Below are 12124 nucleotides of genomic sequence, written 5' to 3'. Positions count from 1 at the left end.
AAGTCGAGCGCCGGAGCCTGCCGCGTGCGCCAGTGGTGCACGGTTCTTCCACGCGGGACGTTAGAGGCCCGTGAAAACAACCTCCATTGTTCGTGAAAGTGGGGGCGCGTGTTGCGCACAATGGGTGTGAATTATCCTGTGACCTGCGACAACGGTATGGCCCCAGGTCGCTGCAAGTTTTTTGACTCGGTAGAGGCATTCCCCCAGTCCCGGAAGGTTATGATTTGCGCATGCCAAAGACTCCGAAGCTGGTCCGGGCGCAAAATTCTCCGCCCGTGGTCATCGCGATTGCCATGCGCAAGGGCGGCGTTGGCAAGACCACCACAGCGGTGAACCTCAGCTACGAACTGACCCGGCTGGAGGTGTTCGACGAAGCCGAACAGATCACCCGGCCCATCCGCGTCCTGCTGATCGACGTCGACCCCCAGGCCAACGCCACCTCGGGGCTGGGACTCGAGATTCCCCCGGACGGCGATCCGACCCCGACCATGTTCAACGTTCTGCACCCCGAAAAGCACCGCAGGCTGCCGCTGAACGACGTCATCCAGGGCACCGAGTACGGGGTCGACGTCGCGCCGTCGCGCGAAGCCCTCGACGAGCTGGACAAGGGTCTGGGCCCCGGTGGACAGATGCGCCTACGCCGTGAGGTCGAAATGCTGCCCGCCTACGACTTCATCATCATCGACTGCCGGCCCACGCTCAACGAACTGGCTGCTTCGGCCTTGTCAGCGGCCACCTGGGTACTGGCCACCGTGGGCACCGGCCCCGATGAGGTCGCCGCGCTCGCCTCGCTGGACGCGGCCGTGGAGAACGTGGACCTGAACAATCCCGGCATCAAGATCACCCACGTGCTGCTGACCAACTACATGAGCGGCTCGCGCGCGACCAAATCAATCCGCCGCGCCGTCGAAGATGCGTGGGAGAAAGAGTATCTGGGATACATCTCCCGGACCGTCCGAGTCACCGAGGCCAAGGCGCACAGTCAGCCGATTTCGGTCTACGACCCGGGTTGCACTGCTGCAGAAGACTATCGGCGTGTCGCGGTGCGTATCGCGGAGGAAGGACTGATCACCAATGGCCGCTAAGGATGCCATGCCGCTGCCCAATCCTCGGGGGCGGGCCGTGTCGCCGGATGCCGCGCGAGGCCGTGGCGGGGTCACCCCGGCCCCAGATCTGCGCGCGGCGCCCCAACCCCACTCCACGGCCAACCCGGTCGCCGATATGGTCGCTCACGACCCCGCGCTGGAGCAGCTGCGTAACCGCAAGGTCAAGCGCACCGGGATGAACGTTCACATCAACACCCACGTGTCGAACGCGTTTGCTGCATTCATCGACGAGTACGACTTACCGAAGGGGGACGCGGCTTCGCTGGCGATCCAGGAGTTCCTGGAACGCCGCGGCGTGAACATTCCCGGTGTTGTGAGGGCGCTTCCGCCGCCAGTGGCCGCCGTGCCCGACAGGGGCGAGGCTCATCCCAACAGTGGCGATTCGGCCACCGGTGGATAGGGTGGAGGTTGCTGTAGGTGGACGAGGTGGGGGTTTGTCCCAGTGGCATCAAAGCAGAATTGGATAAGCGATGACCAACCAGGTGGACAAACTGACCGACGATCTCGAAGTCGTCGTCGTCGGCGACGACGACGCTGACATTGCCGATTCGGCGCAACTGGTGCGCACCGAGCCCGCCAAAACGGAGATCGATCCGCCGCATGTGGCGACAGAGTTCTTCGCCCAGCAATTCCAAGACTTGGTCAGGACGACCAAGGTCCGGATGCTCGACACCGACCGCGTCAAGAAGCTCACGCCGTTGGGCATTCAGCGACTGTTGAAGAAGCAGGCCCCCGACCTTCCGGTCTCGCAGACCCAGATCTACCGCTACTTTCACGGTGAGGCGCCGCCGCGCCTGGACGTGGTCTACGAGCTGGCTCGTCTGTTCGAGGTGGCGCCGACCTACTTCGTTGAGGGATCCAACGAAGAGATGCCCACCGTCGCCGAGGCACCTTCCACACGCAGCGCACAACAGGGCAAGGGCAAGGCTGCGATCGATCCGCCGCACGCGGCAACGGAGTACTTCGCCAAGCGATTCCGTGCGCTGGCGGCCAGCATGAACGTGCGCATGCTCGACACTGACCGCGTCCGTAAGCTCACCCCGCTGCGGATCCAGCAGTTGCTCAAGGAGCAGGCCCCCGACCTGCCGGTCTCGCAGACCCAGATCTACCGCTACTTCCACGGTGAGGCTCCGCCGCGCCTGGACGTGGTCTACGAGTTGGCGCGGCTCTTCGGTGTGCCACCGACCTTTTTTGTGCCCGAAGAGTTCCTGCCCGAGTAAGCAGCTGATGGCCGTGTGTCGGGCCCGGGGTCCGATACGGCTGTATTGATGTTGTGAAAAGCAACCCCTGTGCGACAGGCGATTCGGGGCATTTGTGGCCATAGACTGAGGCTCGCAACTCCGGCATGAGCTTCCAGGGTCTTTGGCAAGAGGTTTCCCGGTTCGCGGTGCGGCAACGTGCCCCATGCCGGAGTTGCTTTTACTTCCAGCGGGTTTCATCCCCTGGGCGGTGAGGGAGGCTACGGGCGTGGACAGCGACCAGGACGCCCTCCGTGCCCATGTGCGCATGCGCCTGGCGTTCTGGCAGGCCCAGGACCGTCGCAGCATCACCACCGGCCCGAACTGGTTGTGGCGCGGTCAGCACGTGGCCCCATTGCGCCAGTCAGACCTCAGCGCCGGCACCGCCGAACTGATCGCCCGCCGCCGCACCGCCGGCACACCAACCGCAGCGCTCTTTGACCCGAGCGGACCGCGGCGACGCCGACTGCCCCGCTGGGCCTCGATGCGCGCCGCGGCGTGCTGGGCCGTGGCGGCCACGGTCTGGGCGCTGGTGGCCATGATCAGTGCCCGCGCGACCGATGACCGCGCCGGCATCGGCACCGCCGCGGGGTGGGGCGCGCTCCTGTGTGCCGGGGCTGCCCTCGCCGTCTTCGGCCTGGCCCTCTGGGCGCGCCGCGATCCTCTGAATCTGAATGCTGCACAAGTCGATGAGGTCGATGCCGCGCGCCGCGTCCTGGAATGGAATCCACTGGCCGGTGCCGGCCCGATCACCCCTGGCGGTGGCTATCTGCTCGAAGGTATCGCCGTGGTGGAGGACCTGATGGCCAGCCCGGGCTGGGCGCTACCGGGGGCTGACGTGGTGCGGCTGCGCTTCGATCCCGACGAAGAGATCTTTCAGATCGCGCGCGCCGCATACTGCCTGGACGCGCACGATTCGGGCTCGGCAGCCCTGGGGCAGCCGTTCGTGGTCACCGGCTTAGGCAATGCGGTGCTGCGCACAGAGCGGCGATTTCTCACTGAGGCGCTGCTGGGCAGGCTCATCGTGCTTCACCGGTGTGTGTCGACGCTCAGTGAGCTGCAGCAGCGCCGCGATCAGGTCACCTCGACAGCGGACTCCTCGGTGCCCAGCGGCGCGCTGTTCACCGCGGTGGTGGAAAACGAACTGGCTGCCGCCGCGCTCAACGATCTGAACACCGACCTGCTGGCGATGACAAAGGCCTACGAGAACATCGGGGCTTCGGCGAATACCCAGTACAGAAACTAGCGCTTCACCAGCGCAAATGGCAGAGCCCCCAGGCGGGCCCGCCGCCGGCAGGGTTCCCGCCGGCACCCGCGTTCGGCGAGGACTTCCGGCAGGGACGTGCTATAGCCGCAGGCCACAGCGCATCCGCTGAGTTGGCAGGCCGTCCGCACCCCCCAGCAGTCGCCAAAACTCCCCATCACAGATAATTACCCGTATGCGGGAAAGCTGTTTATCGTAGTCAGCGACTAATCTTGCCCCTACAGATGTGCAAATCGTAACCGTTTGGATTTCCAGATTCAGGGACGCGAAAGCGACTGGCCTGGGGAGGTAGATGCGATGTCTGAAGCAGCCGTGATCGAGCTGATCGCCACGTTGGGGGCACCCCAACCGGTCGACGAGGACTGGGCCGAGAAGGCGCGGTGCCCGGAGACCGACCCCGAAGCGTTCTTCCCCGAGAAGGGCGGCTCGACCAAGGAAGCCAAGAAGGTCTGCCAGCGCTGCCCGGTCAAGGATCCGTGCCTGCAGTGGGCGCTCGACAACGACGAGCGGTTTGGGGTCTGGGGAGGACTGTCCGAACGCGAGCGCCGCCGCCTCCAGCGCGGCCTGGACCCCAACAGGACCACCGATGGCGAGATCGTCGAGCCGCAGGCCCTGCCGGCGATCGCTGCCTCGACCGAGGACTACCAGGACGCGAGGTTGGCAGGATGACCCGGCCCGCGCAGCGGTCCGCCGGCCGCGACCTGATCCCCGGCCTCGGCGAGGACCAGCCCCCCGCCGAAGTGATCGACGCCTACTGGACGGCGATCGACCTGGCGGCCTACGGGTGGCATCCCAAGCGCCTGGAGTTCGACGCCAACACCGCGACCGCCTTCGTTACGGTGCACACCCCGACACGGCGCACCGTGACCGTGAGCTGGGATCTTCGCGGCAATCGCAAAGCGCGCCAACAGGTTCCCGGTCAAGGCGCTGCGCATCGGCTGATCGGTCTCGCGCGCGCCGTGGCGAGCCTGGGGCAGAGCGACGCTGAAAGCGGAGATGACTGGCTGACCCGGCTGTGCTGGCTGGTCCAGCTGCACGTCGGGTCCCCGCACCGCCATCACGGCAACTGGCGGTGCAGCGATCCGCTTCCCACCGTGGGATCCAACGAGCAGCCGATGTCCCGTGGTCGTTCGGCCGCGTGGCTGATGGCCCGCCTGGTCGCCAAGTACGGCTGGACGGTGCGCCATCTGGGCGAAGACATCGCCGGAGGCGGATTCATCGCCGACATTCCCGGCGATGTGTGCGCCATCTTCCCAGCCACCATGGAATACGACGGCACCGCCGCGGCCGCGCTGGCCCGGTTGATCCCGACGCTGCAGGCCCCCGATATCGAGCTGCTGGCTCACCGTCTTGACTACCGGGCTCTGTGGGCGCAGCGTCATTCGACCGGAGGCGCGCGGCGATGACCGCGCCCGCAGCCCTGATTGCGCCCAAGGCGTGGGTGCCCGACTACGTGCATGGCTCACTGCGGCACTGGGATCCGAGCACGGACATCAGCTGCGGGTGCCGCCGGGCGCGCGGTAATCAGGTCATCCACTGCGTCGGCCGGATTCAGCACTTGCTCGACGTTGCGTTCGGGCGCGCGCCGCGATCGCGGTGCGGAGTGCGGCTCATCCAGGAACGCCCCACAGCTCTGCTGGAGGACGGTGCACCGTTGTGCCCGGCCTGTGTGGCCATCACTCATCCGCCGGCGGCGACAGTCGAGGTCTTCAACCACCGCGCCGCCCCACAGAACGTTCCACGATGAGCGCGCCACGCCTGGACTCCGAGCTGGTGCGCAAGCACATCCTGGACACCCTGGCAGCAGCGGAGGGCGAACTGACCACCGCCGCGATCCGCCAGCTGCTCTTGTCGTGGGCGCCACGGCTGGTCAACGAGATCGTCTACCGCAACCTCGTCATCCTCGAACAGCGCGGCCAGGTCCGGCGCCTGCGACTGCCCGGTCGACGACACGTCGCCTGGGCGCTGAACACCACCAAGCCCAAACCCACCATTGCGGAAGGACGACGCCGATGACCGCACCAGAAGTCCCCGAGCCCTACGTCCTGGCGGTCCCGGTCGCCGACATCTTCGCCGACCACACCTACCAGCGCCCGCTGGATCCGCAACGGGTCCAGCACATGGCGGCCACCTTCGACCAGCGACTGCTGGGAGTCATCGAGGTCTCCGACCGCGGGGACACGTCGAGTCCCCGATACGCCGTCGTCGAAGGCCAACACCGTTGGGCGGCAGTGGCACTGCGTGATCCCGGCGCGGCGATCGCCGCCCGTATCCACAGCGGACTCACCATCGCCGAGGAGTCACAACTGTTCCTGGGCATCGACATCAACCGCCGACGGCTGACCACGTGGAACCGGTGGAAGGCGCGGCGTGCTCAACAGGACCCCGAGGTGACCGCCATCGAGGCGACCGTGGCCAGCGTGGGGCTGCGTGTCGAGGAAGCGCCCAAGGACGGGAACCTGCGCTGCACCGGGATGCTGGAGAAGATCGCGCGCAGCGGCGGCGGGCACGCGCTGCTGCGGGACAGCCTGCGCCTCCTGCATCAGACCTGGGGGGCGCAGCACAGCGCTTACGACGCGTCGCTGGTCGGCGGGATGGCCGTCTTCCTCGACACCTTCGGGGACGCCGAGTACTTCGACTGCGAGGTCCTCGTCGATGCCCTCATCGACCTCACCCCAGAGCAGGTGAAGTTCTACGCCAAAGCCAAGAAGGCCGGAGGCAAGCATGGCGGCGGCGCGCTGCCCAAGTTCGTCGCGATCGCCCTGCATGAACGTCACGCCCTGCACCAGCGCGCCGGTCAGAGGTTGGCCATGCCGGCGGGCTTCCGCGGCACGCTGCGCGCGCCCGGGGTGAGCACCACACGAGCGAGCGCCGCCGCGGCATGAGCCCGTTGCGGGGACATGTCGTCACCGCAGATCAGCGACCCAACTACGGGCCGCAGCGACGGAAACGGCCCGCCGGGCCGGTACTCACCCGGTAAGGCGAACGGGAAGGAGCCACAATGGGCCACAAAGCTACCCAGGCGCGACGAGCACCCAGCGCCGGTGCCACCGGGCCGCAGTGCGTCATCCCCAACTGCAGCATCGACGTGGAGCAGTGGGGCGACACGTGCGCGGACTGCCTGCGTGCCTTCGGGGCCCATCTGCGTCCCAGCGCCGCGCCCCCGCTGAACCACCAGCAGATCCTCGAACGTGACAGCTATGTCGATCGCGCCCTGGCCCTGCAGCGCCAGGTGAGAGACGGTCATCTGCGCGGTACGGCCACCGCGATCCCGGCGCCGCGGCGGGGGAGGCGTGCGTGACCGCCCTGGAGGAACGGCCGGCCAGAGCCGCCGCGAGAGCTGACGGCAGCGCCGACTACGGCCGGCTGCCGCCGCACGACGAGAGTGCCGAGCAGTCCGTGCTCGGCGCGATGATGCTGAGCAAGGACGCGATCGCCGACGTCCTGGAAGCCCTGCGCCCCGGGGACTTCTACAAACCGCGACACCAGATCGTTTTCGACGCCATCCTGGATCTCTACGGCCGCGGAGAACCTGCCGACGCTGTCACCGTGGCCGCCGAACTCGATCGACACGGGACACTGCAGCGGGTCGGGGGAGCGCCCTATCTGCACACGCTGCTGTCGGTGGTGCCGACCGCGGCCAACGCCAGCTACTACGCGCGCCTGGTCGCCGAGAAGGCCGTGCTGCGCCGCCTGGTGGAAGCCGGCACCCGCGTGGTGCAGTACGGCTATGCCGGCGCCGAAGGCGCTGAGGTCGCCGACGTCGTCGACCGGGCGCAAGCCGAGATCTATGACGTCACCAACCATGAGCGTCGCGACGACTACGTGGCGCTGGCCGACCTGCTGCAGCCCACGATGGACGAACTCGACGAGCTGTCCAACAACGGGGGCCTGGCCACCGGTGTGCCCACCGGGTTCATCGACCTCGACGAGTTGACCAACGGCCTGCACGGCGGACAGATGATCACCATCGCCGCGCGCCCGGGCATCGGTAAAGCGCTGGCGCTCAACACCATTCTGCCCACCCCGTCAGGGTGGACCACGATGGGCGAGGTGAAGGTGGGTGAGGAGCTGCTCGGCGCCGACGGCCAACCCACACGCATCGTCGCGGCCACCGAGGTGCTCTACGGCAGGCCCTGCTATGACGTGGAGTTCTCCGACGGCACCGTGATCACCGCCGACGAGCAGCACCAGTGGCCCACCCGGGGCGGCATCGTCATCACCGCAGACCTGCAGCCCGGCGAGACGATCCCCACCACGGCGCCGGTGGAGCTGCCCGAGATCGTCGAGCCCGACGATGACCCGCACACCGTGGGCCGCTGGCTGGGCGGAGACCTCGGTGTCGAACTGCGCGGCTATGACACCGTCGTCACGCGCTACCTGCGTGGCTCGCTGCGTCAGCGCCGCGAGATGCTGCGGGGACTCCTGCTGGCCAGCACCGTCAAGGGCGGCCCGGGGGACAGCTTCACCATCATCGCCGGGTGGCGGCTGCCCGAAGACCGCAGCTTGGCAGTGGACCTGCTGTGCTCGCTGGGCTTCGTCGTGGCCCCCGGCTGGGCCGGCGCACCGATCCACGTGGTTGCCGGAGATCGCAGCGTCATCGCGGTGCGCAAGCGGCACAGCGTGGCCGTGCGATGTGTTCAGGTGGACAATGCTGATCACCTCTACCTCGCCGGTGACGGCATGGTTCCTACTCACAACTCCACGCTCGCACTGGATTTCATGCGGTCATGCTCGATCAAGCATCAGATGACCAGCATCCTTTTCTCGCTGGAGATGAGCAAGTCCGAGATCGTGATGCGCCTGCTGTCGGCGGAGGCCGGAATCAAGCTGGGAGCCATGAGGTCGGGCAAGATGAGCGACGATGACTGGGCGCGGCTCGCCAAGAAGATGAGCGAGATCAGTGAGGCCCCGCTCTACATCGACGACTCGGCCAACCTGACGATGATGGAGATCCGCGCCAAGGCGCGGCGCCTGGCGCAGAAGACGGACCTGAGGCTGATCGTCGTGGACTACATGCAGCTGATGACCTCGGGTAAGCGCGTGGAAAGCCGCCAGCAGGAGGTCTCGGAATTCTCCCGCACCCTCAAGCTCATGGCCAAAGAACTCGACGTGCCCGTCGTCGCGCTGAGCCAGCTCAATCGTGGCCCGGAGCAACGAACTGACAAGCGGCCCTTGATTTCTGATCTTCGCGAGTCCGGATCGATCGAACAGGATAGTGATCTCGTGATCCTGCTTCACCGCCCCGACGCCAATGATCCCGACCATCCACAGGCCGGGGAGGTCGAGATCATCGTCGGCAAGCACCGATCGGGACCCACCAGAACGATCAAGGCGGCCAACCAGCTTCACATGAGTAGGTTTGCCAACATGGCCCCTGGTCAAAGGGGCGGAGGGCAATCCTATTGAGAATTAACAGTATAACGTCACGCACACGGACGGTGGTGATTTCGGATGATTAGCTGCGGGGCAAAGATCGGCATGCGGGAGGTGAGCGCGCCATGGGCTTCTACGACACGACCTGCCTGATCACCGGTATCAACTTGGGCAGCAGCGTTGATACCGCCGTCGTAATGTTACACCGCACGCCCGACGGCCACTACTGCCCCATCTCGATGGGTATCCATGGAACCTATGACGGGTTCGGATGTATCGAGTCAGTGCCCGCGGACCTCAACGCGGCGCTGCTGACGCGGTTCTTCTCGGCCGCCCACCGCACCGGCCGATTCCAGGCACACGATCACACCCATGCCGGTGACCCCCATTGGTTTGACCCCGACATCGACATCGAGTCACTGCTGTTTCTCGTCGAGCGCACCACCACCTGCTCGAACCTGTACGACGGGCCGTTTCCCCCCGGGACGGTGCTCGATGGTCACCCGGTGGTGTTCGCGATGATCGCCCAACCCGTCTGGGATGCCATTGCCGCGCAGAACCGTTCACCTCGCGCCAACCTGACTACGGCAGCGTTCGGGCCCGGCGCTGACATTGCCGCCAGCATCTACGGCCAGCACCTGGGCCAGCTCGTCGAGCCGCTGCGCCAGTTCGCCGCAGTGTCAGACTTCATCGCCAGCCGACCTCTGCTGCGGTGGGCCCCGCCGAACGATCCCGTCCAGCGTTACCCCCGAGGCTCGGGAGTTTTGTTCAGCACCGAGGAAAGTCGGCGGTTCGTCGAGGACGCGCGCGCTGAATACCGCGGCTACCCGGCAATCCAGAACGCACTCGACACCTACGTCCGAAGCAACGACTGAGAGGGACGGCAGATGATCACCCAGTTGCCAGAACCCACACTCGTTGAGTTGCGCGCCCGCGGGCAATCCCGGCGATCGCCGTTCGTGGACCCGACGGTTCTGCACACCTGTTTACGGGTGCTTGACCGGCGCGGTGAGCAGTGGGCCGCGTCGGTTCTTGGGCGAGATCTCGCGCGGCGCAGCGTGGCAGTTCCAAGCCGACCGTTCCTGAACGCCGGCGAGGACTACGCGCTCGTCGAAGCCGACCGCGCCGAAGACCGGCGTGTTCTTGACAGCTTGGCCTAATGCTGCGCCCTGGACCAGGGCGCACGAGTGCGGAAAAGGGTGCATGCCAATGCCATACACGCCCACCACGGTGGCGCTGCTACGGCAGATCCGACGCGCCCAAGGCCGCCCGTTGCGCAGCGGCGCGGCCGACATCGGTATCCAACCCGCGAGGCACAGCAGCGACGACCGCGCCGCGGCATCGCCAGCCGGGCACGACAGAGACGGAGGCGCACATGACGATCAACATCGCTGACGCGATCAGGCCTAAGAATGTCGAGCAATGGGGCCAAATCGTCGGATCGCATTACGAAGCGCGCGACGCCGATGGATGCGTGCGCCAACCCAACTGGGTGGTGTTCGAGCCGCGTTTCAGCCCAGACGGCGAATGGACCGGGCTCGGTGAAGTCGTCGACCTCATTCCGGCGCTGCCCGACGAGATTCCCCCGCCGCATCCGACTCTGCCCCGGCCGCAGGCGAACCACCCCGTGGATGTGGGGCCCGTGGCTGCACGCCTGGGGTATCCGTGCGAGCGCTACGAGTTCCAACTCGACTTCAGCGGCGTGTACACCGCGGCCTTCATCCGCCACCACACCTCCAACTCTCGATAGGACTGCAGCGGTGAGTAGCAACAACATTCCCGTGAATCTGACCGAGACCGAGGAAGAGGTCCTTGAGATGCTGCACGACCTCGGAAGCCCGCCCGAGAAGTGGCTGCGGCCGATGGATGTGGGCCGGCCCAGCTCCCGCGTTCAACGGGGCCTGGCCGGGCTGACCCGCAAGGGCCTAGTGGTCCGTCTGCGTATTGACCTGGTGGAGAGAGGCTCTGCCGCGTCGGACTTTGGTGATGATGTCCTCGGCGGGGGCTTTCCAGATGAAGGGTTTGGGATCGGCGTTCCAATGGGTGGCCCAGGCGATGATGGCTTCGGAGAGTTCGGCGACGCTGGTGAAGGTTCCGCGGCGCAAACGTTTGTCGGTGAGTTCTTTGAACCATCGCTCGATCAGGTTCAGCCACGAGCTCGAGGTCGGGGTGGGATGCATGTGCCAGCGGCGACGATCCTTGTGCGCCAACCACTTCGCGATCTCAGGCGTGGAATGCGCTGACAGGTTATCCAGAACGACGTGTACAGAGAGTCCACGCGCGACGCTGGCGTCGATCTGCTTGAAGAACCGCAACACGTCCGCACCGGTGTGGCCTTTGCGCAGGTCGGTCAGGACCTCGCCGGTAGCGACGTTCATCGCGGCGAACAAGTCGATGGTGCCGTTGCGCTTGTAGTCATGGGTCATGGTTCCGGCGCGGCCGGCCTTCATCGGCAACGATGGTTGAGTACGGTCCAACGCCTGGCACTGGGTTTTCTCATCGAAGCTGAACACCACCGCCCGCGCGGGTGGATTCATGTACAGCCCAACGACATCGACCAGCTTCTCCTCAAACCGCGGATCGTTGCTGACCTTGAAGGTTTCGACCTTCCACGGCTTGAGCTTGTGATCGGCCCAGATCTTGGCCACCGAGTCCTTGCCGATCCCGACCCGGGCAGCCAACGTGCGGGTACTCCAATGCGTCGAGCCGTCGGCAGGTCGCCCCTGATGGGTCAGCCTCAATACTTCTTCGACCGTGCCCGCCGGCAGACTCGACTTACGTCCACGCCCTTTGGCGATCCGGCCCACCCCCTCGATCCCCTCCTGGGCGAACCTGGAACGCCAGCGCCGCACCGTGTCCGAGTCCACACCGCTGCGCCGCGCGATCTGCTCGTTAGCCACCCCGTCAGCAGCCCACAGCAGCGCCTGCGCCTGCACCACTTGCCGATGCGGCAACGACGTCGAGGCCGCCATCCGCTCCAACTCCGCACGCTGCGCATCACTGACCGGCAACGCGACAGCTGTCATAACAGGCATACTACAAACTACCAAATTAATTCACAGACAGACCACTAGTCGAACGTCAACACCGGCCGGCGAGCACGGCCTGGCTCTACCGGCTCACTGAAGCGGGCAGGGTCT

General features: G+C 66.1%; 14 protein-coding genes and 1 pseudogene. 14 read left to right on the top strand and 1 reads right to left on the bottom strand.

All coding sequences use genetic code 11. The features are described from left to right. Nucleotides 1–230 precede the first annotated feature (230 nt). From EXE63_RS00585 to EXE63_RS00515, 14 genes and pseudogenes are all read left to right on the top strand, one after another. The gene (locus EXE63_RS00585; RefSeq protein ID WP_168140364.1) at nt 231–1085 is read left to right on the top strand and encodes a ParA family protein; all 855 of its coding nucleotides are present in this window, start codon (nt 231–233) and stop codon (nt 1083–1085) included. Continuing rightward, the gene (locus tag EXE63_RS00580) at nt 1075–1506 is read left to right on the top strand and encodes a hypothetical protein (RefSeq protein ID WP_168140363.1); all 432 of its coding nucleotides are present in this window, start codon (nt 1075–1077) and stop codon (nt 1504–1506) included. Before EXE63_RS00585 ends, EXE63_RS00580 begins: the two co-directional genes overlap by 11 nt. Nucleotides 1507–1576: 70 nt before the next feature. Then, on the top strand, nt 1577–2326 hold the full coding sequence (locus EXE63_RS32640) for a helix-turn-helix domain-containing protein (RefSeq protein ID WP_234904098.1): 750 nt from the start codon (nt 1577–1579) through the stop codon (nt 2324–2326). A gap of 247 nt (nt 2327–2573) precedes the next feature. Beyond that, complete coding sequence (locus tag EXE63_RS00565; RefSeq protein WP_168140362.1) at nt 2574–3590, top strand: hypothetical protein; 1017 nt, start codon at nt 2574–2576, stop codon at nt 3588–3590. Between the two features lie 273 nt (nt 3591–3863). Beyond that, nucleotides 3864–4175: pseudogene (locus EXE63_RS00560) on the top strand (WhiB family transcriptional regulator); the annotation flags it as partial. Between the two features lie 98 nt (nt 4176–4273). Continuing rightward, a complete protein-coding gene (locus EXE63_RS00555; RefSeq protein WP_168140360.1) occupies nt 4274–5014 on the top strand; it encodes a hypothetical protein in 741 nt (246 codons plus the stop codon). Beyond that, entirely contained in the window at nt 5011–5355 is a 345-nt protein-coding gene (locus tag EXE63_RS00550) for a hypothetical protein (RefSeq protein ID WP_168140359.1), read from the top strand. Before EXE63_RS00555 ends, EXE63_RS00550 begins: the two co-directional genes overlap by 4 nt. After that, nucleotides 5352–5624 (top strand): helix-turn-helix domain-containing protein, encoded by a 273-nt coding sequence (locus EXE63_RS00545; protein WP_168140358.1) that lies wholly within the window; start codon nt 5352–5354, stop codon nt 5622–5624. Before EXE63_RS00550 ends, EXE63_RS00545 begins: the two co-directional genes overlap by 4 nt. Beyond that, nucleotides 5621–6493: a DUF6551 family protein gene (locus EXE63_RS00540; RefSeq protein ID WP_168140357.1), complete on the top strand. Its 873-nt coding sequence runs from the start codon at nt 5621–5623 to the stop codon at nt 6491–6493. The genes EXE63_RS00545 and EXE63_RS00540 overlap by 4 nt, the downstream gene beginning before the upstream one ends. Nucleotides 6494–6609: 116 nt before the next feature. Further along, on the top strand, nt 6610–6909 hold the full coding sequence (locus EXE63_RS00535) for a hypothetical protein (RefSeq protein WP_168140356.1): 300 nt from the start codon (nt 6610–6612) through the stop codon (nt 6907–6909). Beyond that, entirely contained in the window at nt 6906–9017 is a 2112-nt protein-coding gene (gene dnaB, locus EXE63_RS00530; protein ID WP_301335177.1) for a replicative DNA helicase, read from the top strand. The genes EXE63_RS00535 and dnaB overlap by 4 nt, the downstream gene beginning before the upstream one ends. 92 nt (nt 9018–9109) lie before the next feature. Continuing rightward, complete coding sequence (locus EXE63_RS00525; RefSeq protein ID WP_168140355.1) at nt 9110–9859, top strand: hypothetical protein; 750 nt, start codon at nt 9110–9112, stop codon at nt 9857–9859. Between the two features lie 12 nt (nt 9860–9871). Further along, nucleotides 9872–10144 carry a hypothetical protein gene (locus tag EXE63_RS00520; RefSeq protein ID WP_168140354.1) on the top strand — a complete coding sequence of 91 codons (273 nt, stop codon included), beginning with the start codon at nt 9872–9874 and terminating at the stop codon, nt 10142–10144. Between the two features lie 215 nt (nt 10145–10359). Beyond that, nucleotides 10360–10734 carry a hypothetical protein gene (locus EXE63_RS00515; RefSeq protein WP_168140353.1) on the top strand — a complete coding sequence of 125 codons (375 nt, stop codon included), beginning with the start codon at nt 10360–10362 and terminating at the stop codon, nt 10732–10734. 175 nt (nt 10735–10909) lie between these two features. Here EXE63_RS00515 and EXE63_RS00510 read toward each other — a convergent pair whose 3' ends face one another. Then, a complete protein-coding gene (locus EXE63_RS00510; protein WP_168140352.1) occupies nt 10910–12010 on the bottom strand; it encodes an IS630 family transposase in 1101 nt (366 codons plus the stop codon). Nucleotides 12011–12124 lie beyond the last annotated feature (114 nt).

It is taken from the genome of Mycolicibacterium frederiksbergense (genome assembly GCF_012223425.1).
Lineage (GTDB): Bacteria > Actinomycetota > Actinomycetes > Mycobacteriales > Mycobacteriaceae > Mycobacterium > Mycobacterium frederiksbergense.
This window is presented reverse-complemented; position numbering and strand designations above follow the sequence as displayed.

Bases quoted from the DNA above. Each gene is read 5' to 3' on its own strand.
- EXE63_RS00585 (WP_168140364.1), top strand. From the start codon at position 231: ATGCCAAAGACTCCGAAGCTGGTCCGGGCGCAAAATTCTCCGCCCGTG.
- EXE63_RS00580 (WP_168140363.1), top strand. From the start codon at position 1,075: ATGGCCGCTAAGGATGCCATGCCGCTGCCCAATCCTCGGGGGCGGGCC.
- EXE63_RS32640 (WP_234904098.1), top strand. From the start codon at position 1,577: ATGACCAACCAGGTGGACAAACTGACCGACGATCTCGAAGTCGTCGTC.
- EXE63_RS00555 (WP_168140360.1), top strand. From the start codon at position 4,274: ATGACCCGGCCCGCGCAGCGGTCCGCCGGCCGCGACCTGATCCCCGGC.
- EXE63_RS00550 (WP_168140359.1), top strand. From the start codon at position 5,011: ATGACCGCGCCCGCAGCCCTGATTGCGCCCAAGGCGTGGGTGCCCGAC.
- EXE63_RS00545 (WP_168140358.1), top strand. From the start codon at position 5,352: ATGAGCGCGCCACGCCTGGACTCCGAGCTGGTGCGCAAGCACATCCTG.
- EXE63_RS00540 (WP_168140357.1), top strand. From the start codon at position 5,621: ATGACCGCACCAGAAGTCCCCGAGCCCTACGTCCTGGCGGTCCCGGTC.
- EXE63_RS00535 (WP_168140356.1), top strand. From the start codon at position 6,610: ATGGGCCACAAAGCTACCCAGGCGCGACGAGCACCCAGCGCCGGTGCC.
- EXE63_RS00525 (WP_168140355.1), top strand. From the start codon at position 9,110: ATGGGCTTCTACGACACGACCTGCCTGATCACCGGTATCAACTTGGGC.
- EXE63_RS00520 (WP_168140354.1), top strand. From the start codon at position 9,872: ATGATCACCCAGTTGCCAGAACCCACACTCGTTGAGTTGCGCGCCCGC.
- EXE63_RS00515 (WP_168140353.1), top strand. From the start codon at position 10,360: ATGACGATCAACATCGCTGACGCGATCAGGCCTAAGAATGTCGAGCAA.
- EXE63_RS00510 (WP_168140352.1), bottom strand. From the start codon at position 12,010: ATGACAGCTGTCGCGTTGCCGGTCAGTGATGCGCAGCGTGCGGAGTTG.